The 22,510-nt window shown below is 71.1% G+C and carries 22 protein-coding genes and 1 pseudogene; 7 read left to right on the top strand and 16 right to left on the bottom strand.

Going from position 1 to position 22,510, the window contains the following annotated elements:
• A pseudogene (locus BBA86_RS14450) lies at positions 1–319 on the bottom strand (HNH endonuclease); the annotation flags it as partial.
• Between the two features lie 165 nt (positions 320–484).
• On the opposite strand from BBA86_RS14450, the gene BBA86_RS08290 reads away from it, so the two are divergent.
• Positions 485–1,315, top strand: a complete 831-nt coding sequence (locus BBA86_RS08290) for a UbiA family prenyltransferase (protein ID WP_065571133.1) — start codon at positions 485–487, stop codon at positions 1,313–1,315.
• A gap of 28 nt (positions 1,316–1,343) precedes the next feature.
• Here the strand turns inward: BBA86_RS08290 and BBA86_RS08285 are convergent, their stop codons facing one another.
• The 7 genes from BBA86_RS08285 to BBA86_RS08255 all read right to left on the bottom strand — a co-directional run bounded on the left by BBA86_RS08285 (position 1,344) and on the right by BBA86_RS08255 (position 8,811).
• Entirely contained in the window at positions 1,344–2,471 is a 1,128-nt protein-coding gene (locus BBA86_RS08285; protein WP_065571132.1) for an FAD-dependent oxidoreductase, read from the bottom strand.
• Complete coding sequence (locus tag BBA86_RS08280) at positions 2,464–3,156, bottom strand: methyltransferase domain-containing protein (RefSeq protein WP_065571131.1); 693 nt, start codon at positions 3,154–3,156, stop codon at positions 2,464–2,466. The genes BBA86_RS08285 and BBA86_RS08280 overlap by 8 nt, the downstream gene beginning before the upstream one ends.
• Positions 3,153–4,274 carry a type III polyketide synthase gene (locus BBA86_RS08275; protein ID WP_065571130.1) on the bottom strand — a complete coding sequence of 374 codons (1,122 nt, stop codon included), beginning with the start codon at positions 4,272–4,274 and terminating at the stop codon, positions 3,153–3,155. Before BBA86_RS08275 ends, BBA86_RS08280 begins: the two co-directional genes overlap by 4 nt.
• A gap of 56 nt (positions 4,275–4,330) precedes the next feature.
• Positions 4,331–5,968 (bottom strand): sensor histidine kinase, encoded by a 1,638-nt coding sequence (locus BBA86_RS08270; RefSeq protein WP_065571129.1) that lies wholly within the window; start codon positions 5,966–5,968, stop codon positions 4,331–4,333.
• Between the two features lie 69 nt (positions 5,969–6,037).
• A complete protein-coding gene (locus BBA86_RS08265) occupies positions 6,038–6,757 on the bottom strand; it encodes a hypothetical protein (RefSeq protein ID WP_065571128.1) in 720 nt (239 codons plus the stop codon).
• A gap of 71 nt (positions 6,758–6,828) precedes the next feature.
• On the bottom strand, positions 6,829–7,401 hold the full coding sequence (locus BBA86_RS08260) for a nitroreductase family protein (protein WP_065571127.1): 573 nt from the start codon (positions 7,399–7,401) through the stop codon (positions 6,829–6,831).
• A gap of 45 nt (positions 7,402–7,446) precedes the next feature.
• Positions 7,447–8,811 carry a glucose-6-phosphate dehydrogenase gene (locus BBA86_RS08255; RefSeq protein WP_065571126.1) on the bottom strand — a complete coding sequence of 455 codons (1,365 nt, stop codon included), beginning with the start codon at positions 8,809–8,811 and terminating at the stop codon, positions 7,447–7,449.
• A gap of 79 nt (positions 8,812–8,890) precedes the next feature.
• Between BBA86_RS08255 and BBA86_RS08250 the strand changes: the two genes are divergently transcribed.
• Together BBA86_RS08250 and BBA86_RS08245 are read left to right on the top strand one after the other, a co-directional pair.
• Positions 8,891–10,693 (top strand): glycoside hydrolase family 15 protein, encoded by a 1,803-nt coding sequence (locus tag BBA86_RS08250; RefSeq protein WP_065571125.1) that lies wholly within the window; start codon positions 8,891–8,893, stop codon positions 10,691–10,693.
• Positions 10,694–10,766: 73 nt separating this feature from the next.
• Complete coding sequence (locus tag BBA86_RS08245; protein ID WP_065571124.1) at positions 10,767–12,200, top strand: serine/threonine-protein kinase; 1,434 nt, start codon at positions 10,767–10,769, stop codon at positions 12,198–12,200.
• A 52-nt stretch (positions 12,201–12,252) separates the two neighbouring features.
• Here the strand turns inward: BBA86_RS08245 and BBA86_RS08240 are convergent, their stop codons facing one another.
• Positions 12,253–13,344 (bottom strand): ABC transporter permease, encoded by a 1,092-nt coding sequence (locus tag BBA86_RS08240; protein ID WP_065571123.1) that lies wholly within the window; start codon positions 13,342–13,344, stop codon positions 12,253–12,255.
• Entirely contained in the window at positions 13,341–14,225 is an 885-nt protein-coding gene (locus BBA86_RS08235) for an ABC transporter ATP-binding protein (protein WP_065571122.1), read from the bottom strand. The genes BBA86_RS08240 and BBA86_RS08235 overlap by 4 nt, the downstream gene beginning before the upstream one ends.
• Positions 14,226–14,436: 211 nt before the next feature.
• Between BBA86_RS08235 and BBA86_RS08230 the strand changes: the two genes are divergently transcribed.
• Positions 14,437–15,006, top strand: coding sequence for an NADPH-dependent FMN reductase (locus BBA86_RS08230; RefSeq protein ID WP_065571121.1), 570 nt, complete (start codon positions 14,437–14,439; stop codon positions 15,004–15,006).
• 80 nt (positions 15,007–15,086) lie between these two features.
• Here the strand turns inward: BBA86_RS08230 and BBA86_RS08225 are convergent, their stop codons facing one another.
• From BBA86_RS08225 to BBA86_RS08215, 3 genes are read right to left on the bottom strand one after another with little or no spacing between them, the layout of a single operon-like run.
• Positions 15,087–15,758 carry a response regulator gene (locus BBA86_RS08225; RefSeq protein WP_065571120.1) on the bottom strand — a complete coding sequence of 224 codons (672 nt, stop codon included), beginning with the start codon at positions 15,756–15,758 and terminating at the stop codon, positions 15,087–15,089.
• Complete coding sequence (locus BBA86_RS08220; protein ID WP_065571119.1) at positions 15,755–17,002, bottom strand: sensor histidine kinase; 1,248 nt, start codon at positions 17,000–17,002, stop codon at positions 15,755–15,757. The genes BBA86_RS08225 and BBA86_RS08220 overlap by 4 nt, the downstream gene beginning before the upstream one ends.
• 60 nt (positions 17,003–17,062) lie before the next feature.
• On the bottom strand, positions 17,063–17,902 hold the full coding sequence (locus BBA86_RS08215; RefSeq protein ID WP_065571118.1) for an exodeoxyribonuclease III: 840 nt from the start codon (positions 17,900–17,902) through the stop codon (positions 17,063–17,065).
• A gap of 51 nt (positions 17,903–17,953) precedes the next feature.
• Here BBA86_RS08215 and pyrE point away from each other — a divergent pair, with 51 nt between their 5' ends.
• Positions 17,954–18,532 (top strand): orotate phosphoribosyltransferase, encoded by a 579-nt coding sequence (pyrE, locus tag BBA86_RS08210; RefSeq protein ID WP_065571117.1) that lies wholly within the window; start codon positions 17,954–17,956, stop codon positions 18,530–18,532.
• A 7-nt stretch (positions 18,533–18,539) separates the two neighbouring features.
• Here the strand turns inward: pyrE and BBA86_RS14575 are convergent, their stop codons facing one another.
• Positions 18,540–18,686, bottom strand: a complete 147-nt coding sequence (locus BBA86_RS14575; protein ID WP_165971326.1) for a hypothetical protein — start codon at positions 18,684–18,686, stop codon at positions 18,540–18,542.
• 102 nt (positions 18,687–18,788) lie between these two features.
• Between BBA86_RS14575 and BBA86_RS08205 the strand changes: the two genes are divergently transcribed.
• Complete coding sequence (locus BBA86_RS08205; RefSeq protein ID WP_065571116.1) at positions 18,789–19,742, top strand: SDR family NAD(P)-dependent oxidoreductase; 954 nt, start codon at positions 18,789–18,791, stop codon at positions 19,740–19,742.
• A 183-nt stretch (positions 19,743–19,925) separates the two neighbouring features.
• On the opposite strand, the gene BBA86_RS08200 is transcribed toward BBA86_RS08205, so the two are convergent.
• Together BBA86_RS08200 and BBA86_RS08195 are read right to left on the bottom strand one after the other, a co-directional pair.
• On the bottom strand, positions 19,926–20,564 hold the full coding sequence (locus tag BBA86_RS08200; RefSeq protein WP_065571115.1) for a metal-dependent transcriptional regulator: 639 nt from the start codon (positions 20,562–20,564) through the stop codon (positions 19,926–19,928).
• 65 nt (positions 20,565–20,629) lie between these two features.
• Positions 20,630–21,379, bottom strand: coding sequence for a TetR/AcrR family transcriptional regulator (locus BBA86_RS08195; protein ID WP_065572228.1), 750 nt, complete (start codon positions 21,377–21,379; stop codon positions 20,630–20,632).
• A gap of 90 nt (positions 21,380–21,469) precedes the next feature.
• On the opposite strand from BBA86_RS08195, the gene BBA86_RS08190 reads away from it, so the two are divergent.
• Positions 21,470–22,492 (top strand): amidohydrolase family protein, encoded by a 1,023-nt coding sequence (locus BBA86_RS08190; protein ID WP_065571114.1) that lies wholly within the window; start codon positions 21,470–21,472, stop codon positions 22,490–22,492.
• The last annotated feature ends 18 nt before the right edge of the window (positions 22,493–22,510 follow it).

Raw genomic sequence — 22,510 nt, 5'->3', positions numbered from 1 at the left:
CCCACGCGGCGACCGCGGCGGGGAATCCTTCGATGATCATCCGGGCTTCACCGATGCGGCGTTGCACGGTGCGGTCCGCGACGCGCATCACGCCGCCGACTTCGGCGGCGATCGACCGGAGCACCATGTCGCTCAGCCGGACTTTCATGTGCGGGTGCCCGCCCTGCTTCTCGGCCAACCTTCCCGCGGCGGCGAGCACGCGAAGCTCACGGATTTGCACGCGAGCCAACTCGAGGCCCACGTCTTCGACATCCGCAACGATCCCCGTGATGGCGGCGAGATACGCCTCACCATCGGGGGTTTCCGCTGCGTCCGTCATACCTGCACTCTGCCACCCACCTCCGACATCCAGACCCCGAAGAGCGCCCAAACCACACGTTGTGAACAACGCCGAGAATGAGAAAGCTCTCACGTGCTCGCGGGGTCGTCGCGGGACCTGAGTGAGGCCCAGCCAAGTGGTCCCCGGAGCGTGAAAAGATCGAGCATGCGAACCGTTCGGGCCCTGTGGGGTGCCACTCACCCGGGTCCCTCGCTCGTCGTCACGGTCCTGTCTCTGGCTCTCGGCGTCGCCGCCGGGCTGGAGCCGTGGCGGATCGTCGTGCTCGTCGTCGCCGTGTTCGCAGGTCAGGTATCGGTCGGCCTGTCGAACGACGCGATCGACCTGTTCCGCGATGCGACCGTCGGCCGCGACGACAAGCCGCTGGTCCGAGGTGATACCCGCGTCCGCACCGCGTGGATCGCGGCTTTCGTCGCCCTCGGGGTGGCCGTCATCCTCTCCGCCGTCCTCGGCTGGGGGATGCTCATCGCGCACGTCATCGCCCTGGCCTTCGCCTGGAGTTACAACGCCGGGCTGAAGGCGACTCCCGTCTCGATCGTTCCGTTCCTCGTCAGTTTCGGCATCTTCCCCTCGCTGGCGACGCTGTCCGGGCCGTCGCCGCAGCCGGCAGTGCTCTGGGCGGCGTTCGCGGGAGCCATGCTCGGTGCGGCCGTGCACCTCACCAACGTGCTGCCCGACCTCGACGACGACCGGCGCACGGGGGTCCGTGGCCTGCCGCACCGCATCGGGCCCGCGGCATCCGTCCTCCTCGCCGTCGCCGGAATCGTCGTCGCCGCCGTCGCCGTGCTCGTCGGCAGTCTGATCGAGGGCGCCGCGCCTGTCCTGATGATCCTGTTCGCAGTGGCCGTGACCGCGATCGACGTGGCCGTCCTGGTCCGGATGCGGCGCCGCGGCGCCGATCGCACCGGCTTCCGGCTCGTGATGGCCGCCGCCCTGGTTCTCGCCCTTCAGCTCGTGGTGGCCTCGGGCGCAGCATGATCCTGGGGATCCGTCGCGCCCGCGCCCCTCACCGTCCGGCGGCGTCGAGGCCCATCGCGTAGGCGTGCGGGACGAGGGACCCCGTCGCCGCGAGCACGGAACCCAGGACACGCGACCGCATCGCGTGCGTACGCCGTGACACGGGGCGGCCGAGGCTCATGTTCACGGCCGCGAGTCGCCCGGCGGCCCGGGCCGATCGCAGCCGATCGCGTTCCCACTCGGCCAGATCCGGTTCGGGTGCCGACCCCAGACGCGTCCAGGCCGCGAGCAGGGGTGCGAGGGTCGCGGCATCCAGCAGCCCGAGGTTGAGGCCCTGCCCGCCGATCGGACTGATCTCGTGCGCCGCGTCGCCGATGACGAACAGCCGGTCGCGGCGCATCGCGGGCGCCAGCACCCGCCGCACGCCGAACCCGGTTGCCCCGCTCACCATCTCGGCCGCCCCCGCCTCACCGCGGGCCCGCATGGCGCCCCGCAACCGTGCCGCCAGCGCATGCGGCTCGAGCGACCCGCCCGCGTCCCACGCGACGAAGCGGCGCCGTCCGTCCGGCAGGGGGAAGGACTCGAGCACCCCGTCCGGAGCCAGATGGACGACCGCGGTCTCGTCGTCCTCGCGAGGCGGCAAGGCGGCATCCGTCATCAGATACCGATCCGCGTATGCGGTCCGCCGCAACGCGCCCGGCCGGAAGACGAGCTCCCTCACGCCCACCCCGCCCGCCACGACCACGATCGGCGCAGCGCGCTCACCCTGATCGGTCTCGACACGCACCCGCGCACCGTCGGGAGCGATCCGAGTGACCGTCACGCCGCGCTCGGGCTCAGGGCCATTGCCCCGCAGCGCGGCTTCGGTCTCGACCTGCGGCAGTGTCGCGACATACGGATGCCGCACGTCGAGACGGCCGAAGTCGACGACACCGAGCGTCCGACCGTCGCTGCGCGCCTCCCCGCGTCGCACCCGCACGGCGCGGGTCAGGATCCGCTCGGTCGCGCCGCCGGCCTCGAGAGCGGCGAGTGTCGGAGCATGCAGCCCGATCGCGCGCGAACCGCCGCCGGCGGCCGGCCTCCGCTCGACCACCGCGACGTCGACCCCGAAGCGCGTGAGCTCGGCAGCCAGGAGCGTCCCCACCGGGCCCGCGCCGACGACGATGACCTCAGGCATCGCCGGCCGCCACCGCGAGAAGTCGGAACGGTGCCGGCGACGCCACCCGCCACGGCGAGCCGAGCGCCTGCTCGAGCTCGGCCGCCCGATAGCTCCGCCGGATCGACCGCAGGCCGTCGGTCCGGAGGAAGGTGCCCCGCTCGAGCGCCGTGATTCCCATGCCGTACAGCGCATACGCGAGTGCGCCCCGCTCGATGTCGGCGTGCATGACGGCTCCCGAGGACAGCGCGCGCGTGTCGGCGGCGAAGTCGGCGAGTCCATCCGCGTCCAGATGGTGCAGCACGTGGTTCGAGAGGACGAGGTCGAACGTCTCGCCGGCGTCCCGGAGCCCGGCGGCATCCGTCGCGGCGAACGACACGGTCGCGCTCTCGCGCGTCCGGGCGACCTCGAGCGCCCGCGGATCCGGGTCGATTCCGAGCCACTGCACCTCGAGGCCGTCGCGCTCCGCCCAGGCGGCGAGCCGCGCGACCACGTCACCGCCGCCGCTGCCGACGTCGAGCACGCGCGCGGGACGACCGAGCTCTCGCAGGCGGGGACGGATGCCGCGCCGCCAGACCCGGCCCCACCCGCCGATCGCACGGTTCACGAGGTCGAAGCGCCGCAGCGTCGAGGCCAGGGCGACGGGATCGCAGCCGGGGTCGTCCATCAACTCCCGGAGCGCGGCGTCACGCGCGCGGAGGTTCACGCGGCGGCCCGTCGGAACGTCAGGCGCGCGGCCTCGAGCGTCAAGCCGGGGCCGAACGCGAGGGTCGCCACGCGGTCGCCGTCGGTGAGGTCCTCCGCGAGCAGAGCCTTCAGGATGAACAGGATCGTCGCGCTCGACATGTTCCCGTAATCGCGCAGTACGTCACGTGAGACCATCAGTGCATCGTCGGCCAGGCCGAGACCGCTCTCTACGCGATCGAGGACGCTACGGCCCCCGGGGTGAACGGCCCACGTCTCGACGCCGTCATCCCCGAGGAACGACTCGACCGCACCTCGGATCTCGCGACCGATGATGCGCGGCACCTCGGCTGACAGGACCATCTCGAATCCGGCGTCGCCGATCGTCCAAGCCATGTCCTTCTCGCCCTCGTCGGTCAGCACCGTCGCGAACCGGTCGAGCTCGAACGTCGGCCCCGTCGCCCGGGAGGCGTCGGCGCTGACGACTGCCGCCGCCGCACCGTCGGCGAAGACGGAGGACGACACGATCTCGTCGTGGTCGGCGGGCGTTCGCACGTGCAGCGAGCAGAGTTCCGCGCACACGACCAGGACGACCGCGTCGGGGTGGGCCGCGCAGATCTGGCTCGCTGTCCGGAGAGCGGGTACGGCGGCGGCGCATCCCATGAACCCGAGGTGCGACCGTGCGACGGTCGTCGGCAGACCCAGGTCGCGGACGAGCCGGTAGTCCGGTCCGGGCGCGAACATCCCGGTGCACGAGACGGTGACGACGTGCGTCACGTCGGCCGGGTCGACGGATGCCGCGGCCAGGGCGTTCCGCGCCGCCTCGGCGAACAGGGGAGGTGCGAGGCGGATGTACGCGTCGTTGCGTGCGCCGGTCGAGGGAGACAGCAGTGCGCCCGTATCGGTGACCGTCGGCAACCGCTCGTCGTGCGACGGCAGCGCGGTCGCCGCAGCGGCCGCCGCGAGATCGTCGAGCACCGTGTGCCGGGTGTCGATGGCGGAGGCGTCGAACGCGGCGCCGATGAGCCGCTTCGTCAGTCGGTCGGCGCCGGGCTGCCCGGCGAACAGATCGCGCACCTGGTCCTGTCGCAGGCGGGCGCGGGGCACGGCGGTGCCGATCGACAGGATCCGGGTGGTCATTGCCTCACCGTAACCGTCGGAGGCGTGCGTGGCGCCGCGGGTTGACCGTGGCGGACCTATGTGGGCTGTCGCAGAGGCAGGCGGAGGGTGAACGTCGCCCCGCGGCCCGGGGCGCTGTCGACCCGGATGCTCCCGGAATGCGCGACCGCGATGGTCCGGAGGTTCGTCAGGCCCAGGCCGAATCCCTGCACCTGACGGGCTCGGGCCTCGGCCGTGCGGTAGAAGCGGTCGAACACGCGCCGCTGCTCGGCGTGGGTGAGACCCGCGCCCGGGTTCGTGACGGCGATCTCGACGACTGCGCCGTCGGTGCGGCAGGCCACCGTCACCACGCCGTCCGGCTGGCCGAACTTGACCGCGTTCGTCACCAGTTCGGTGACCGCGACGAGCAGCTGCCGAGCGTCCGCCTCGACGACGACGGTGCCCGGACCGACGATGTCGATGCGCATTCCGCGGGCGGATGCGGCGACCCGCGCCTCGCCGACGGCCTGCCGCACGACCTCCGCGACATCGACGGGGGCGATCGTGAGCTCCTTGACCGTCTCGGTCGCGTGCAGCAGGTCGCCGACGCGGTGGAAGAGGTCGTCGGTCTTGCGGGAGACGATCTCGATGTAGCGCTGCAGCTTCTCATCAGACGGGTCGGCGGCGTCGGCGAGCAGGTCGAGGAAGCCGGTGATGCTCGTGATCGGCGTCCGCAGCTCGTGCGAGACGGTGCGCAGGAACTGTTCACGCACCTCGACCGCGTCCGCCAGCTCGGTGACGTCGTACGCGACGACGACGGTGCCCAGGAGGCGTCCGTCCTCCCTGTGCACCTGGCCCGAGGATGCAAGGATCGCGACCTGCGAGTCGGCCGGGCCCAGCCACTCGACGTGGTTGTCGATGACCTCTCCGCGCAGCGCCCGCGGGATGATCTGCTGGTCGTACGGGATCTGGCTCACCCGATCGGCGGCGAGCACGTCGTCGCCGGCGTAGGGCGGTTCGTCGAGATGGAACCCGACCATCTCGACCATGCGGTGGGCGAGCGAATTGGCGATGTCGAGGCGTCCCTCGTTGTCGTAGAAGGCCACTCCCGCGTTGACCGTGTTCAGGATGCCGAGCGCGATCGCCTCGGCATCCTTCGCCTCGCGGAGCGCCTCGTCCTGCGCCCGCGACGCCTCCGCGAGGCGGACGCTGTTGCGGTGGAGCTGGCGGGCGGCGAGGAACACGACGACGGCGATGCCGACGATGAGGATCGGGAAGGCGAAGACGTTCGCCCAGTCAGCGGCCGTCGTCGGCCAGACCCCCGTGTACACGTAACGGAAGGCGATGACGAAGACGGCGCCCATGACCGCCACCGCGATGCCGTACCACGGGAAGCCGTAGGCGAGCCAGAGGATCGGGAAGAGCGCGAGGATCGTCACCGCGGGGACGAAGGGCATCAGTTCGGCCCGGAACAGGGCGACGGTGAGGAGGTCGGCCACCGCGATCAGGATCATCCACGCGCGCGGCAACCTCTCCCACGGGACAACCGCCGCGGCGAGCGTCGCCACGGCCGCGACGGCGAGCCCCGTGAGCAGCGCGACCGTCCGCAGGCTGTCGGGGTGCGCGATCGCTCCCACCAGGGCGATGAAGACGACACCGATCGCGAAGGGCAGTTGCGCACGCATGAAGACACGCATCCGACCGGATCGGCTGGCTTCCATCTCGAACAGCGGCACCGTCGCCTCGTCCTTCCTTCGACCGAACGTCAGGTACCCGAACGGTATCCCACTCCGGCCGATCCGCGATCACCGATCGGCGACCCACACTTCGACGCCCGATTCGCCCAGGGTGAAGTTGATCGCCGTCCCGGGCGCGTACGCCTGCCGGGCGGCGGGCGGGCTCAGCGAACTGACGACGGCCGTCACCGAGACGGGGAACGGGCCAGCCCCGCACGTCGAGAGGGTCTCGCCGATGGTCGGGTCGGCGGCCTCCTCGGGGCTCACGATGCTGAGGCACCGCACGGGATTCGGGTCGGCGGGGGTCCCGACGGTGTTGGTGAACACCGAGAAACCCCGGAAGTCCGCGTACCGGCGATCGTCGGAGTCGTTCTGCGGGCGCAACGGCACGAGCTCGGACAGTCGGGTCACCTCGGTCGCGTTCGGATACCGCGGCACGTCGCGCGGGATCGACAGGGTGACGGCCGCGGTCGCCGCGACGAGTCCGACGGCTCCCACGGCCACGGCGGCGGGTCTCACCCAGCGCGGCCAGCGCCGTGGGGTCAGATACGGGCGCTCGGCATCGCCGCCGGTGAGCGCGCCGGGCGGGTCCGTCTCGGCCGGACCGGGGGCGTCCGGCGCGCTCTCGTCCTCGTCGTCTGCGCCGGGCGCGACGCTCGGCGCCCGCACCGCGCGCGCTTCGAGCTCGCGCAGGCGCTGCAGCGCTGCGGCATCCCCTGCGATGTCAGCGGTGCGCCCGTAGGCGCGTTCGCGCAGGCGGGCCAGTTCGGCGGCGGCGTCGTCGTCCATCGGGACTACTAAACCAACAACGCGACCCCATCGGGGCGGAATGATCGAGAAGCGGCGGGCGCCGCGACCGGTCAGTCGTCGACGAGCACCGATTCGGCGACGGGGCGACGTTCGCGGGGGGCTTCCTCACGGGCGCGCAGGTCGTCGCCGGCCGCGTCGATGTCGCCGAGCGGGCCGACGGCCATCACGGTGATCGCGCGCTGGTCGTCGGCCAGACCGAAGGCCTCGGCGACGCGGTCGGCGTGGAACCCGCCCATCTGGTGCGTGCTCAGCCCGTTCGCGTGCGCCTGGATCGTGAAGTGCGCCGCGGCCTGGCCGACGTCGTACGCCGCCCAGCGCAGCTCTTTGCCGTCCTGCTGGGTCGTCGCGACGAAGACGACGAGAGCCGCCGCATCCGCCGCCCATGCCCGATTGAACCCCATGAGGGCGTCCACGACGCTCGCATGGGATGCCGATCCCCGCCGCGCGACGATGAACCGCCACGGCTGCGTGTTGGACGCGGAGGGGGACCAGCGCGCCGCTTCGAGAGCGGACTGCAGGGCCTGCTCGTCGATCGGCGCGGACGCGTCGAAGATCCGCGTGCTCCAGCGCTCGGTCAGGACGTCGAGGATGGGTGCGTCGGTTGATGCGGTGCGATTCGGCATCCGTCTATTCCATCACCGCTGGCAGAGCGCGGCGTCGAGGGGCTCTCAGGATGTGGCCCAGTCCGCCGGTCCCGAGGTCCCCGCCGCGTACTCGTCGAGCGGAACGCGACCGTCGCGCCACGCGTCGATGACGGGCTGGACGATGTGCCAGCAATCCACCGCGGCGTCGTCGCGCACCGACAGCATGGCGTCGCCGTCGAGGATGCCCGACAGGACCTCCGCGTACGCCTTCAGGGCGCCCTTGCCGAGGTGCGCCTCGAGGGTCGCCTTCTCGAGCTCGAGCGGGTCGGCCTCGCCGTTGACGTTGAGATCCAGCGCGATCGAATCCGGGCCCAGTGAGAAGCGGAGCACCGTCGGGCCCGGATCCCCCGTGAACCCGCCCGGCAGATGCCGGACGGGGTGGAAGCGGACCTCGACCTTGGCCTCGGCGTTCCCGAGGGCCTTGCCCGAGCGAAGCGTGATCGGGACTCCCTGCCACCGGGCGTTCCGCACCTCGACGGTCATCTCGGCGAGCGTCTCGGTCTCGCGGCTCGGGTCGACGCCCGGCTCGTCGACGTACGACGGGAACTCCCGCCCCTCGACCGTTCCCGCGGTGTACCGCGCCCGCCTCGACGATGCGACGGGGTCATCGCCCCAGATCGCCGTGGCCCGGAGCGCGGCACCGGTCGCGTCGCGGAGATCGCGCTCGCCGAGCGAGGCCGGGGGCTCCATCGTCACGAACGCCATCACCTGCAGCAGGTGGCTCTGGATCATGTCGGTGAGGGCGCCGGCTTTGTCGTAGTAGCCGGCGCGTCCCTCGAGTCCGAGGGGCTCGTCGAACTGCACGAGGATCGATGCGATGTGATCGGCTGACCAGGCCGGTTCGATCAGGCGGTTCGCGAAGCGCACGCCGAGCAGGTTCAGCACCGTCGAGCGGCCGAGGAAGTGGTCGACGCGGAACACCTGGCCTTCGGGGACGAGCTCGGCGAGCGTCGCGTTCAGATGCTCGGCGCTGGCGGCATCGAAGCCGAACGGCTTCTCGAGCGCGAGGATCGTGCCGTCGGGGATCGTCACCGAGCGGAGCGCATCGCAGGCCTTCGCCGCAACCGCCGGCGGCACGGCGAAGTAGAGCGCGGGCCGGCCTTCCGCGGCATCCAGCAGCTTCTGCAGCTGGTCGGGGTCGGTGATGTCCGCCTTCGTGTACGTCGTGTCCGCGAAGGCGTCGAACGCCGACTCGGACCCGGTCGTGGCGAACGCCTTCCGCACGGTGTCGCGCCAGGCATCGTCGCTCCAGTCGTCCGCACCGGCACCCGCCAGGCGGACCTTCCGCTCGGGCTCGTGGACGAGCAGCTGGCCGAGCGCGGGGAGGAGCAAGCGGGAGGTGAGGTCCCCCGAAGCGCCGAGGATGAACAGGGTCGTGTCGGCCGTCATGGGCGTCACACTAACCCGCCGGAACCTGTCGGAGCGGGGAGGGGGTCGTCTCTTGCCCCATCGCCCGCGGCGCGTGACAATGACGACGATGTCCGCCCCGATCGAGTCCTACGCCCTGCTGAGCAACTGCCGAACCGGCGCTCTCGTCTCAGATGTCGGCAGCATCGACTGGCTCTGCCTTCCGCGCTACGACGACGCGTCGATCTTCGGCGCACTGCTCGGCGACGAGCAGCACGGCCGGTGGAGCCTGCGTCCCGCGGATCCCGATGCGACCGCGACCCGCCGGTACGACGGCGACACGTTCGTGCTGGTCACGCGCTGGCAGACGGCGGAGGGCGTCGCGGACGTCGTCGAGTTCATGCCGGTCGACGAAGAGGCGGATGCCGTGGTCCGCCGCGTCGTCGGCATCGAGGGAACGGTCTCGTTCGAGAGCGAGCTCCTGCTGCGGTTCGACTACGCCCGCGCGCTGCCCTGGGTCCGCCAGATCGGGGATTCCGATGCTCCGGTCCTGCTCGCGATCGCCGGCCCCGACGCCGTCGCGGTCCGCGGCCCGCGCCTGCGTCCCGACGGCACGACGCACCGCGCGGCCTTCGCGGTGCGCGCGGGCGAGACCGTCGACTCGGTCCTCACGGCGGATCGGTCGTACCACCGGCATCCCGTCGAGATCGACGTCGATGCGGCGCTCGAACGCACCCGGTCGTGGTGGACGGAGTGGGCCTCGCGCGTCGACCGCGGGGGAGCGTGGGAGGCGGCCCTGATGCGGTCGATGCTCGTGCTGCGCGCGCTGACGCACCCCGAGACGGGCGGCATCGTCGCCGCCGCCACGACGTCGCTGCCCGAGGACCCGGGCGGATCACGCAACTGGGACTATCGCTTCGTCTGGCTCCGGGACGCCGCGCTCACGCTCGAGGCCTACCTCGCCCACGGCTACACCGACGCGGCGAGGCGGTGGCGGGACTGGCTGCTGCGCGCCGTCGCCGGCGACCCGGCCGACGTGCAGATCATGTACGGCCTCGGCGGCGAGCGCGATCTGCCCGAGCGCGAGCTCACGAGCCTGCCCGGGTACCGGGGTTCCGCGCCCGTCCGCATCGGCAACGGCGCGGTCGACCAGTACCAGGGCGACGTGATCGGCGAGGTCCTCGTCGCCCTCGAAGCCGCTCGCCTCGCGGGCGTCGCCGAGACGCCGTCGTCCTGGGCGCTGCAACGAGCCCTCCTCGCGCAGGTCGTCGAATGGGTGGACCGTCCCGACAACGGCATCTGGGAGATGCGCGGCGACCTGCATCACTTCACGCACTCCCGCGCGATGGTGTGGGCGGCGCTCGATCGCGGCGTGCGCGCGGTGCGCGAGCACGGCCTTCCCGGAGACGCCGACACCTGGGAGCGGCTGCGGGACCGGGTGCGCTCCGACATCGATGACACGGGGGTGGATGCCGCGGGTGGCCACTTCACGCAGCACGACACCACCGACGAGGTCGACGCCTCGCTGCTGCTCCTGCCCGTCGTCGGCTTCTGCGCCGCCGACGACCCGCGGATGCTCGCCACCGTGGCCCGCATCGAGCGGGACCTGCTCCGAGACGGCTTCGTCATGCGGTACCGCACGGCCGCGGGGACCGACGGACTCCCCGGCGAAGAGCATCCGTTCCTCGCGTGCTCGTTCTGGCTCGTCCAGCAATACGCGGCGACAGGGCGCGTCGACGATGCGACGCGCCTCATGGACCGGCTCTGCGCCGTCGCGAACGATGTCGGACTGCTGTCGGAGGAGTACGACCCGGCGACCGGCCGCCATATCGGCAACACCCCGCAGGCCCTCAGCCACCTCGCGCTCGTCGGCGCGGCGGACGCGCTCGCCGGACACATGGGCCGCGCTGCGCACCGCACCTGAGCCCGGTCAAGGCCATGTCGGGTCCGGCCGACCACCGGTAGCCTCGACGGCGACCGTGCGAGAGGAGGACGCGATGACGGAGACATCCGACACACTTCCCGGGGACGTGCTGGCGGAGCGCTACCGCCTCGTCGCGCAGATCGGGCAGGGCGGCATGGCGCGCGTCTTCCGCGCGGACGACACCGCGCTCGGCCGCACCGTGGCCGTCAAGGTGCTCCGGTCCGCCGTGGAAGAGGCGGTGAGCACCCCCGAGCGGGCGCGCAGCGAGGTCACTCTGCTGGCATCCCTCAACCACCCCTCGCTCGTCACGCTCTTCGACGCCCACCTGACCGGTTCACCCGAGTACCTCGTGATGGAGTTCGTCGACGGTCCCACCCTCAGCGCCCGCATCGCCGAGGGAGCGGTGCCGCCCGTCGAGGTCGCGGCCCTGGCGGCCGAACTCGGCGAAGCGCTGCACGTCGTCCACGCCTCGGGCGTCGTCCACCGCGACGTGAAACCCTCCAACGTGCTGCTGGCTCCGCCGCACCTGCCCGGCGGACGTCCGCGTGCCAAACTCGCCGACTTCGGCATCGCCCTCCTCCTCGACAGCGCGCGGGTGACGACTCCCGGCACGATCATCGGCACCGCCGCCTACCTCGCGCCCGAGCAGGTGCAAGGGCGGGACCCGGCGCCGGCCTCCGACGTGTACGCCCTCGGCCTCGTGCTCCTCGAAGCGCTGACGGGCGAGCGCGCCTACCCGAACACCGACGGCGTCGGCGCCGCCCTCGCCCGCCTGACCACGCCCCCTGCCGTCCCCGACACGCTCAGCGCAGGATGGCGCTCGTTGCTGTCGCGGATGACGGCGACCGAGCCCGAGGATCGGCCGACGGCTCTCGAGGTCGTCGAATCCGCCGAACGGCTGCGGACCGAGCCGGTGGACGGCGCGCCGCCGCTGCCTCCCGTCCGTGCGGCGGTGGCCGCCGGCATCCCGGTCGCATCCGTCCCCGGTGCCGATCCCGCGCACCGCGACGAGAAGACGGCGGATGCCCCGACCCGGCGCTACCCGACCGCCGCGACCGTCGCGCTGACCGGTGCCGCTGCTGCCGATGCCGATGCGGATGCTGATGCCGGTGGAGCTTTCCCCGCCTCGGGCGACCGCCCGGAGAAGCGGCGGTCGCGTCGCCCGCTCATCATCGGACTCGCCGTCGGCGCGATCGCGCTGATCACGGCGGGGAGCATCTGGGCGGGATCGCTCGCCGGGTCCCCCCAGCCGGCCTCGACCGACCCCGCGCAGACCGAGCCGCAGGAGTCGGCCCCCGCCGAGGTCGTCTCGACGGATCCGACACCGACCCCGACCGTCGCGACGACGAATGACGACCCTGCTCCCGATGACGATCCCGCTCCCGCTCCCGACGACAAGGCGGCCGACAAAGCGGCGAAGGATGCCGAGAAGGCGGCCAAGGAGGAGCAGAAGCGCGCCGAGCGCGAAGCCGAGAAGGACGAGAAGGGTCCGAAGGACAAGCCGTGAACGACGAACCGCCCCGCCGCAGAAGCGGCGGGGCGGTTCGCTTCGAGGCGATTCAGCGCGAGAGAGCGTCGCGCAGCTTGACGCGGGCGCCCATCCGCAGGAGCGAGTTCTCGTAGATCTTCGCGCCGACGAGGATCGCCCCGACGCACGCGGCGAGCATGACGGCCAGCGCGAGCAGCGGCTCCCACCACTGCGCCTCGCCGACGAAGATGCGCACCGGCATTCCGACCGGAGCCGAGAACGGGACGTACGACATGATCGTCAGCACGACGGGGTTGTCGTTGAAGAAGATCACGAGGAAGTACGGCGCCATCACGATGTAGGTGAGCGGGGTGATCGTCGGTCCGATGTCCTCCTGGCGCGACACCAGCGCACCCGCCGCGGCGAACAGCGCCGCGAGCAGCACGAACCCGAAGAGGAAGAAGATCGCGAACCAGGCGATGGGGCCGCCGAGACCGGCGATGAGGAAGTCCTGGCCCGTCACGGTCAGCCCGACGATGGCGACCGCGGCGATGCCGACGATCTGCCCCATGGCGAGGATCGTGTTGCCGAGCACCTTGCCGGCCAGGAGCGCACGGGTCGGGATCGCCGAGATGAGCAGCTCGACCACGCGCGTCTGCTTCTCCTCGACGACGCTCGTCGCGATCGTCGTGCCGAAGGTCAGCGCCGCGGCGAAGAACACGCCGCCGAAGGCGATCGCGATGATGTAGCGGAGGAACCCGTCGGTGCTCGCAGGCTCGAGGATCTCGACCTTCGGGGCGATGCTGAGCTGCTGCAGGAGACCGTTCGAGACCGACTCGTCGAAGACGACGGTGTAGCCGAGCGGCTCGTCGCCCCCGGGGATGATGGCCGCATCGACCGTGCCGTCGCGGACGAGGTCACGTGCCTCCTCGGCGGTCGCGGCATCCGTCACGTCGAACGCCTTCGGATCGGTGATGGCCGACGCCGTCTCGGAGGTCACCGCGATCGGCGTGCGGCTGTCGCTCTGGGCCGAGAAGCCCGCCCAGAGGACACCGGCCAGCACGATCAGGAACATGACGACGGTGGAGATGATGAACGACTTCGAGCGCAGCTTCGAGCCGAGCTCGCGCTCGGTGACGAGCCAGACGCTCTGGCCGAATGAGGGGGAGACGGACGTGTTCACTGGATGACCTCCGTGAAGATCTGGGCGAGGGTGGGGCGGCGCGGCGCGAACGTGGTCACGTCGCCCGCGGCGACCGCGCGCTGCAGGACGCGCTGGACGGTCTCGTCGGAGTCGGCCTCGAAGAGCGCGTAGCCGCCGTCGAAGTCGACGACCTCGACGCCCGGCTCGTCGCGGAGCCAGCCGGCATCCGTTCCCGAGACGAGCTCGAAGCGGCGGGTGGCGTGCTCCGCGCGCAGGCCCTCGCGGGTGCCCGCTGCGCGGATCGTGCCACCCGCGATGATGACGAGGTCGTCGCACAGGCGCTCGACGACGTCGAGCTGGTGCGAGGAGAACAGGACCGAGACGCCCCGTGCCGCGCGGGTCTGGAGGACGTTCGCGACGACGTCGACGGCGATCGGGTCGAGGCCCGAGAACGGCTCGTCGAGGATCAGCACCTCGGGGTCGTGCACGAGCGCGGCGGCGATCTGCGCGCGCTGCTGGTTGCCGAGCGAGAGCGTCTCGACGTTGTCGCCGAGTCGCTCGCCGAGTCCCAGCTCTTCGAGCAAAGCCGTCGCGCGGGTCGTGGCATCCGTCTTCGAGAACCCGTGCAGGCGGGCGAGGTAGACGATGTGCTCGAGCACCTTCATCTTCGGGTAGAGCCCCCGCTCTTCGGGCATGTAGCCGAACAGTCGACGGTCGGCCGCCGTGACGGGCTCCCCGTTCAGGGTGACCTCGCCGGCGTCGCGGCCGAGGACGCCGAGCATGATGCGCATCGTCGTGGTCTTGCCGGCGCCGTTGCCGCCGACGAAGCCGGTCAGCCGTCCGGGTGCGACGTCGAAGGCGACGTCGTCGAGGACGCGCCTCGTTCCGTAGCTCTTGGTGATCCCGCGTAGCTGCAGCATCCGTTCCTCCTGTGGTCTGTGCGCCACCGGCGGTGGCATGTGTCCCACGCTAGGGAGATCGGACGCCGGCGACCTCCCCCCGGCGGGTGAACTCGCCCCCTCCCCGCGGGGGAGACCGTTGTCGGTGCATTCATAGGAATACGGATGCCGGGGCTCCCGTTGGAGTCTGCGATGCCCACCGGCATCCCTTTCTCTACTTCTTGGAGGACTCATGACGGACCGCACCATCGGCTACATCGTCGGCAGCATCTCGTCGACCTCGATCAACCGCCGCCTCGCCGAGGCGTTGAAGCGCCTCGCCCCCGAGGGCACGACGCTCGTCGAGATCCCGATCAAGGACCTGCCCTTCTACTCGGTCGACCACGACGGGAACTTCCCCCAGGTCGCTGAGGACTTCAAGCAGGCGATCGCCGACGTCGACGGTGTCATCATCGTGACGCCCGAGTACAGCCGCTCCATCCCGGGCGTCCTGAAGAACGCACTCGACTGGGCCGCGCGTCCCTACGGCCAGAACGCGTTCAACCTCAAGCCCACCGCCGTCATCGGGACGTCGGGCAGCGGCATCGCGACGGCAGCCGCGCAGCAGCACCTGAAGACGATCCTCAGCCACTTCAACGCGCCGACGCTCGGCCAGCCCGAGGGCTTCATCCAGAGCACGCCCGGCCTGTTCGCCGACAACGGCGAGGTCACCAACGACGAGACGGCCGGCTTCCTCGTCGGCTACCTCGAGGCCTTCAACGACCTCGTCGACCGCTACGCCAAGGTGCCCGCAGGCGCCTGACGCTCGGTCGCTCCGACGGGAACGGCCCCGCCCCGACTCGGGCGGGGCCGTTTCTCGTGCGGCCGAAGCCTGCTCTCGGGTCAGGCGAGGCCGTAGCGGTGCGCCCAGACGACGGCGGCGACGCGGTCGCGGGCGCCGAGCTTCTGCAGCACGTTCGACACGTGGGTCTTCACCGTCGCCTCGCCGATGAAGAGCTCGCGAGCGATCTCGCCGTTGCTCATCGCCTGCGCGAGCAGGCGCAGCACCTCGACCTCGCGGTCGGTGAGGTCCACCGGCAGGGCGGGCGCGGCATCCGTCTCAGGGGGGAGGGACGCCGCCGGCTCCGCCTCGGTCGAGGCGAACCGTGCGATCACACGCCGGGTCACGGACGGCGACAGCAGCGCATCGCCCGAGTGCGCGACGCGGACGGCGTTCGTGAGCTCCTCGGGTCCGGCGTTCTTCAGCAGGAACCCGCTCGCTCCCGCCGACAGCGCCTGGAACAGGTAGTCGTCGCGGTCGAAGGTCGTCACGATGACGACGGATGCCGCGATCCCGGCATCGGCCACGATGCGCTGCGTCGCCTCGAGACCGTCCATGTCGGGCATCTGCACGTCCATGCAGATGACGTCGGGCTGGAGCGTGCGCGCGGCCTCGATCGCGGCGCGACCGTCACCCGCCTCACCGACCACCTCGATGTCGCCCGCCGCTTCGAGGATCATGCGGAACCCGGCGCGCATGACCGCGTGGTCGTCGACCAGCAGCACCCGGATCATGCCGGCACCGCCTGCGACAGAGGCACGCGCACCCGCACGAGGAAACCGCCCCGGGGCCGGGGCCTCGCCTCGAGCGTCCCGCCGGAGGAGTCGGCTCGTTCGCGCATTCCGACGAGGCCGAGGCCCGCTCGTCCGGAGATCGGTGCGCGGCCGGTGTTGGAGACCTCGAGCTCCACGGCGTCGTCGGCGTACCGGAGGCGCACGTCGGCGGTCGCGCCGGGGCCGCCGTGGCGCCGGGCGTTCGTCAGGGCCTCCTGCGCGATGCGGTACAGGTTCACCTGCACGAGCTCAGGCGTCGGGACCGGATCGCCCACGACGGACAGCGCCGTGGGCAGGCCGTTCTCGTTCGCGTGCGCGACCAGGTCGGGCAGGGCCTCCAGGCGGAGGGTCGACCCGCCGGGAGCCTCGGTCTCGGGGGTGCGGAGCGTCTCGAGCAGTTGACGGAGCTCGGTCAGCGCCTGGCGCGCCGAGGACTCGACGCCGGTCAGCGCGCTGCGCGCGGCATCCGGATCACGGTCGAGGACTGTGCGCGCGGCGCCCGCCTGCACGCCCATCGCCGAGACGTGGTGCGCCACCACGTCGTGCAGTTCGCGGGCGATGCGCACCCGATCGAGGGCGACCGCCTGAGCGGCCGTCCGCTCGCGCTCGCGCTCGAGCTCGGCGGTGCGCTCCTCGAGGGCGGTGCGCTCCATCGCGCCCGTGTAGGCGCGCTCGCCGAACAGGTACGCCCCGCCGAAGAAGGCCACGTTGACGAGGAACTGGATCATCGCGAAGGCCGCGAACGGCGAGAACGGCCCCTCACGAGACAGGCCCTCTTCGGGGGATGCCGCGGTCTGGAAGATCGTGATCATGAGCCACACGAACATCGCGACGATGAGCAGGATGCGTACGAGCGCCGCGCGGCGACGATCCGACACCCAGGCGCCGACCGTGTACATCCCGACGAACAGGGCGACGTTGCCGACGTAGAGCTCGGGGATGCGCGCCGAGACTCCCACGAAGAACACGACCGAGACCGCGATCAGGGCCGTCATCGGATACCGCCGCCGGAAGGCGAGGGGCGCCGTCATCGCGACCGAGTAGAGCAGCCCCCAGATGAGGTCGGGGTGTTCACCGTTGTAGACGCCCGAGACCGAGCCCAAGGCTGTGCTGATCATTGCGGCGATGAACAGTCCGGCGGCGAGCCAGACGTCCTGGCGCCGTTCGGCCGCGGTCGCCGCGCGGCGGAGCATCGATTCGGGCATGCTCTCCACGCTAGAGGGGGCCGCGGGTCGCGGCATCCGTCCTGCGGGGGAGACGCCCGATCAGAAGATCATCGGACGGTCGTCGTCGTCCTCGCCGTCCAGATCCAGGTCGACCACGACCGGGACGTGGTCGCTCGGGATCTCGCCCTTGCGTTCCTCGCGGTGGATGGCTGCCCCCACCACGCCGTCGGCGAGCGCCGGGGAGCCGAGGATGAAATCGATGCGCAGCCCCTCGTTGCGGGGGAAGCGCAACTGCTTGTAGTCCCAGTACGTGTAGCCGGTGGGCACCAGCGGGCGGACCGTGTCGGTGAGCCCGGCATCGAGCAGCGCCTGGAACGAGGTGCGCTCCTCGGGGGAGACGTGGGTCGTCATGCCCTCGACCACGGTCGGGTCGCCGTTGTCGGCATCCGTCGGGGCGATGTTGAAGTCGCCGACGAGCGCGAGCGGCAAGTCGGGGTGAGCCGCGAGTGTGGACTGCGTGTAGGCGCGGAGAGCCTCGAGCCAGTGGAGCTTGTAGGTGAAGTGCGGGTCGTCGAGTCCGCGGCCGTTGGGAACGTAGAGGCTCCAGACCTTGACCCCGTCGATCGTCGCGCCCAGTGCCCGGGCCTCCTGCGGGGCATCCGGTCCTTCGTGCCCCTTCAGGAACCCGGGCATGTCGGGGAACGCGTACTCGACCTCGGTGATCGGGGAGCGGCTCGCGATGGCGACGCCGTTCCACTGATTCAGGCCGTGCGCCTCGACGTGGTACCCGGCCTCTTCGAACGCCGCGTAGGGGAACTGCTCGGGCTTGCACTTGATCTCCTGCATCGCGAGCACGTCGATGTTCTCGCGCACGGCGAAGTCGACGGTGCGCACGACGCGCGCGCGGATGGAGTTGACGTTCCAGGTGGCAAGCCGCATGGTCTCCAGCCTAGATCGGGCGTCCGACGCCGCCGGTCCTAGACTCGTCCCGTGACCGTCGCCTCCACGCCCGCACTCGAAGCCGACCGCCAGCGCCTCATCTCGCTCATCCAGGAGGAGGCCGTCTTCCACGGCGACTTCACCCTGTCGAGCGGCAAGAAGGCGTCGTACTACGTCGACATGCGCAAGCTCACGCTCGACCACCGCGCAGCCCCCGCGATCGGGCGGATCATGCTCGACCTCATCCGCGATGTCGACGGCATCGTCGCTGTCGGCGGCCTGACGCTCGGCGCCGACCCCATCGCGAACGCCGTCATGCACGAGTCGGCGCGCACCGATGCTCCGCTCGACGCGTTCGTCGTCCGCAAGGAGCCCAAGGATCACGGCCGCGGCCGTCAGGTCGAAGGAGCGGATGTCGTCGGCAAGCGCGTCATCGTCGTCGAGGACACCTCGACCACAGGCCAGTCCGCGCTGAAGGCCGTCGAGGCCCTGCGCCGCGAGGGAGCCGAGCCCGTTGCCGTCGCCGTGATCGTCGACCGCAAGACCGGCGCTCAGGCCGCCATCGAGGCCGAGGGCCTCACCTGGCTGGCCGCGATCGACCTCGACGACCTGGTGCTGGCGCCGCAGTAACCCCGGCTCATTTGGGTTCGAGGTCGTCCCAGGGATTGCGGTCGTCCTCGTCGTCGCGGCGCCGCCTCACCATCTGCACGACGACGATCACCAACGACGTGACCATCGTCAGTCCGACGACGGCGAACAGCAGGTTCTGTTCGAGTCCGCTCATGCGTCCACTCTCCCACGCGCTGCGGCGCGGCGACGAGCGTTCGGGGAGCGCGTGCTGCGCAAGGGGATGCCGCGCACAGCCGCCGAGCGTAGGGTCGATCATGTGGCGCGCGACGACTGGGATCCGGATGATCTCCCCGATCTGAGCGGCCGCCGCTACCTCGTCACCGGCTCGAACACCGGGCTCGGCTTCTTCTCGTGCCTGCAGCTCGCGGGAGCCGGCGCGCACGTCGTCATGACGGCCAGGAATCCGTCGAAGCTGTCCCGCGCGCGGGCGGCGATTCTGGCGCAGGTGCCGGATGCCGACCTCGAGACCCTCGCGCTCGACACGAGCAACCTCGGGTCGGTGCGTGCGGCCGCGGCGACCGTGCGCGGACGTGTCGGACTGCACGGCGTCATGCTCAATGCCGGGATCGTGCACCCGCCCAAGACGCGTCAGCTCACCCGCGACGGCCACGAACTCGTCATCGCGACCAACGCGCTCGGCCATTACGCGCTCGCCGGAGCGCTTCTGCCCGCCCTCGCGGCGGCCCGCGGCCGCATGGTCTGGCTCGGCTCCGTCGCCACGAAGCTCTTCCCCTGGGATCCCGTGGATCCCGAACTCGTCGACGATTACACCCCGTGGCGCGCGTACGTGCAGTCGAAGGTCGCGACCGCGGCGATCGGGTTCGAAGCCGACCGGCGGCTGCGAGCGGCATCCGTCCCCGTTTCAAGTCTCGTCGCGCACCCCGGCTATTCGCTCGGCGGGCGGACCCGGCGGATCGCCGGGGTCAGCGCCCCGTCACGGCGCAAGCGGTTCGTCGGCGGGCTGCAGGCCGCGGTCTCGCAGTCGAAGGAGAGCGGGGCGTGGGCCCCGGTCCGCGCGCTCGTCGACCCCGAGGCCGAGGGCGGCCAGTACTGGGGGCCGGCGCACACCTACACGGGCGCGCCGGTGCTCGTCCGTCCCCCGCGCGTCACGATCGATCCCGACGTCGGTGCCCGCATGTGGCACTACGCCGAGCACGCGACGCGGGCCGAGTGGCCCTATCTCAAGGGTCGCAAGCTGCGCCTGCGCTGACCTCGCCTCGTCTGCACCGCGCGGTGCGCGAACGAATGCACGACCGCCGGCGCAGGAGTCGCCACATCTGGCTGCCGATCCATCTCCCGCACCACCGGTCGTGCATTCGTCACCGTACCCGGGCAGCGCTGCGGCACCCGGGCGCGGCGCTGCGTCGCCCGGCGGCGCTGCGCGGGCCGGCGCTCAGGCGGTGAGCCACACCGCCCGCGCGGCGGCGGGCGGCAGGTCGATCGTCGGTCCGCCGTCGATCTGCACGGCGTCACGGCCCGTCGCGGTGACGGTGTGGCCGACGCCGATCCCGGCCTCCTCGAGTGAGCGCAGGAGCGCGGGGTCTCGGTCCGAGACCCGCAGCACACGACCGGTGTGTCCGATCGTCGCCTCGGCGAGCAGGACGAACGGCTCGCGCTCGACCGAACCGTCGGGGCCGGGGATCGCGTCGCCGTGCGGGTCGAACCGAGGGTGCCCGAGGCGCGCGTCGATGCCTGCGAGCAGCCGGTCGCTGATGGTGTGCTCGAGCACCTCGGCCTCGTCGTGCACCTCGTCCCACGCGTACTCGAACTCGCGGACGAGCCACGTCTCGATGAGGCGATGCCGGCGGATCACCGCGGTGGCACGGCGGGTCCCGGCATCCGTCAGTGAGATCGGACCGTACGGGCGGTGCGACACGAGGCCCTGCGCGGCGAGCTTCTTGACCATCTCGGTGACCGAGGACGGCGCGAGCCGAAGTTCGGCGGCCAGCACCGAGGGGGTGACGGGATCGCTCTGCCACTCGGTGTAGTGGTAGATCGTCTTCAGGTAGTCGTCGACCGTGGACGCGGGCACGGACCCCAGATTATCCGGCCTCCTGTCGCGGGCCGAACCGGATCAGCCGCTCCGGGCGCGAAGAACTAGCGGCCGTCGGAGGAGGCAGCGCTCCGCGCCGTTGATCCTCGCCGGTCGATGCTGCGGCCGACCCATTCGCGAAGGAGCGCGCGTTCCGCAGTGCTGAGGTCCGTCAGCTCGTCGGTCACGGCTCGCAGCTGGATGAGGAGAGTGTCGACGGGGCGCGAAGGGGTCTCGCCCCGGCTGTGGACGATCTGCGCGAGGACGCCGTTGATCATGTCGTCCGACAGCACGGACGCATGCTCGGCGTCGGCCTGCGCGGCGAGAAGCGCGCGGATCACTCCGTCGCCCGCAGCGCGGATGAGGTCGACTGCGCGTTCCTCCGGGACCGTCAGGATGCCGGCGGATGCGATCGCTCGCACGCGCGTCGTGAGGACATCGGGGATGCCCGACGGCGCATGGTGCTCGGTCCCTCGCGTGCCGTCGTTCATGAGGAGGTACAGCCCAGAGTTGGCGAGGCCGAAGTCGATGTGCGCTCGCCATGCTGCCCTCAGAGCGACGACGGGGTCGGCGTCGTCGTCGGCGACATCCTTCGATCGGGCGTAGGTCTCGAGGACGTGCGCGGCGACCGCTCGAACCAGCCCCTGCTTGTCCTCGAACAGGCGGTAGATCGTGGGAGCCTGCACGCCCGCCCGCACCGCAACGGCGCGGGTGGTCATCGCGGCCGCGCCGCCCTCGGCGATGAGCTCACTGGCGGCCGCGAGGATCGTCTCCCGTACGCGATGCCGCTGTGTCTCCTCGTCTCCCGTGCCCATCTTCACAACGATACCTCGCCGGTGTTACTGTCGCTATTACCGGCGATAACACTATCGAGTTACCGCTGATTACACACTGGGAAGGTCGTCATGGCAGAGAAGATCAAGATCGTCGGGCTCGAAGAGCACATCGCGCTCCCGCTCGTGCTGGATGCCTGGGAGCGTTCGGGAGTCCGACCGAACCCGCACTCGGGGTGGGGAGATGACCCGTTCGCGAGGCGGCTCCGGAGTACCGGTGCGGAGCGCCTGGCCGACATGGACGATCAGGGGATCGACGTGGCCGTCCTGTCCCTGAATTCACCGGGGGTCCAGAACCTGTCCGCGGCGGACGCGCCCGTCGTCGCGCGCGACGCGAACGATCACCTCGCCGAGATCGTGTCCGAACATCCCGATCGGTTCCAGGCGTGGGCCGCCATCCCCACAGCCGATCCGATCTCAGCCGCGGCCGAGCTCGAGCGGGCGGTCGATCGGCTCGGCTTCGTCGGAGCGATGCTGTACGGCAGGACCGGCGACGTCCTGGCCGACTCGCCCGCCCACGACGAGCTCTACGCGAAGGCCGTGGAACTCGGCGTGCCCCTGCACTTCCACCCGCAGGTGCCCACGCCCGGGGTCATCGAGTCCTATTACTCGGGCCTCGGCCCGGCCGGCATGGGCCTCGCTACCGCCGGCCTCGGCTGGTACTACGACCTCGGGATCCAGTACATGCGCATGATCTTCAGCGGCGTCTTCGACCGCCATCCCGATCTGCAGGTCGTCGCCGGGCACTGGGGAGAGTTGGTGATGTTCTACCTCGATCACACCGGCATCATGGCTCACAACGCGGACCTCGAGCGCCCGCTGCTGGACTACTGGACGCAGAACTTCTGGATCGCGGGGAGCGGCACCGTGTCCGATCGCTACCTGCGCTGGACCGCGGAGGTCGTCGGCACCGAGCGCATGGTCTATTCCACTGATTACCCCTATACGTTCGGTAGCCGCCCCGGCGGATTCCCCTTCCTCGACACCTCCGACGGCGTCGGCCGCAGCTTTCTCGAGGACTCGCCGTTCACGCACGAGCAGAAGGTCGCGATCGGCTCCGGCAATTGGGAGTCGCTGACGGCCCGGCGGCGGTGACAGCCGACCGGCCTCCCG

This window comes from Microbacterium oleivorans (assembly GCF_001691565.1).
Taxonomy (GTDB): Bacteria; Actinomycetota; Actinomycetes; order Actinomycetales; family Microbacteriaceae; genus Microbacterium; species Microbacterium oleivorans_B.
This window is presented reverse-complemented; position numbering and strand designations above follow the sequence as displayed.

Excerpts from the sequence above, each read along its gene's own strand:
- BBA86_RS08235 (WP_065571122.1), bottom strand. The coding sequence starts at position 14,225 with ATGCTGCAGCTACGCGGGATCACCAAGAGCTACGGAACGAGGCGCGTC.
- BBA86_RS08260 (WP_065571127.1), bottom strand. The coding sequence starts at position 7,401 with ATGCCGAATCGCACCGCATCAACCGACGCACCCATCCTCGACGTCCTG.
- BBA86_RS08215 (WP_065571118.1), bottom strand. The coding sequence starts at position 17,902 with ATGCGGCTTGCCACCTGGAACGTCAACTCCATCCGCGCGCGCGTCGTG.
- BBA86_RS08225 (WP_065571120.1), bottom strand. The coding sequence starts at position 15,758 with ATGATCCGGGTGCTGCTGGTCGACGACCACGCGGTCATGCGCGCCGGG.
- BBA86_RS08220 (WP_065571119.1), bottom strand. The coding sequence starts at position 17,002 with ATGCCCGAATCGATGCTCCGCCGCGCGGCGACCGCGGCCGAACGGCGC.
- BBA86_RS14575 (WP_165971326.1), bottom strand. The coding sequence starts at position 18,686 with ATGAGCGGACTCGAACAGAACCTGCTGTTCGCCGTCGTCGGACTGACG.
- BBA86_RS08285 (WP_065571132.1), bottom strand. The coding sequence starts at position 2,471 with ATGCCTGAGGTCATCGTCGTCGGCGCGGGCCCGGTGGGGACGCTCCTG.
- BBA86_RS08255 (WP_065571126.1), bottom strand. The coding sequence starts at position 8,811 with ATGACGGCCGACACGACCCTGTTCATCCTCGGCGCTTCGGGGGACCTC.
- BBA86_RS08245 (WP_065571124.1), top strand. The coding sequence starts at position 10,767 with ATGACGGAGACATCCGACACACTTCCCGGGGACGTGCTGGCGGAGCGC.
- BBA86_RS08230 (WP_065571121.1), top strand. The coding sequence starts at position 14,437 with ATGACGGACCGCACCATCGGCTACATCGTCGGCAGCATCTCGTCGACC.
- BBA86_RS08190 (WP_065571114.1), top strand. The coding sequence starts at position 21,470 with ATGGCAGAGAAGATCAAGATCGTCGGGCTCGAAGAGCACATCGCGCTC.
- BBA86_RS08195 (WP_065572228.1), bottom strand. The coding sequence starts at position 21,379 with ATGGGCACGGGAGACGAGGAGACACAGCGGCATCGCGTACGGGAGACG.
- BBA86_RS08250 (WP_065571125.1), top strand. The coding sequence starts at position 8,891 with ATGACGACGATGTCCGCCCCGATCGAGTCCTACGCCCTGCTGAGCAAC.
- BBA86_RS08290 (WP_065571133.1), top strand. The coding sequence starts at position 485 with ATGCGAACCGTTCGGGCCCTGTGGGGTGCCACTCACCCGGGTCCCTCG.
- BBA86_RS08265 (WP_065571128.1), bottom strand. The coding sequence starts at position 6,757 with ATGGACGACGACGCCGCCGCCGAACTGGCCCGCCTGCGCGAACGCGCC.
- BBA86_RS08275 (WP_065571130.1), bottom strand. The coding sequence starts at position 4,274 with ATGACCACCCGGATCCTGTCGATCGGCACCGCCGTGCCCCGCGCCCGC.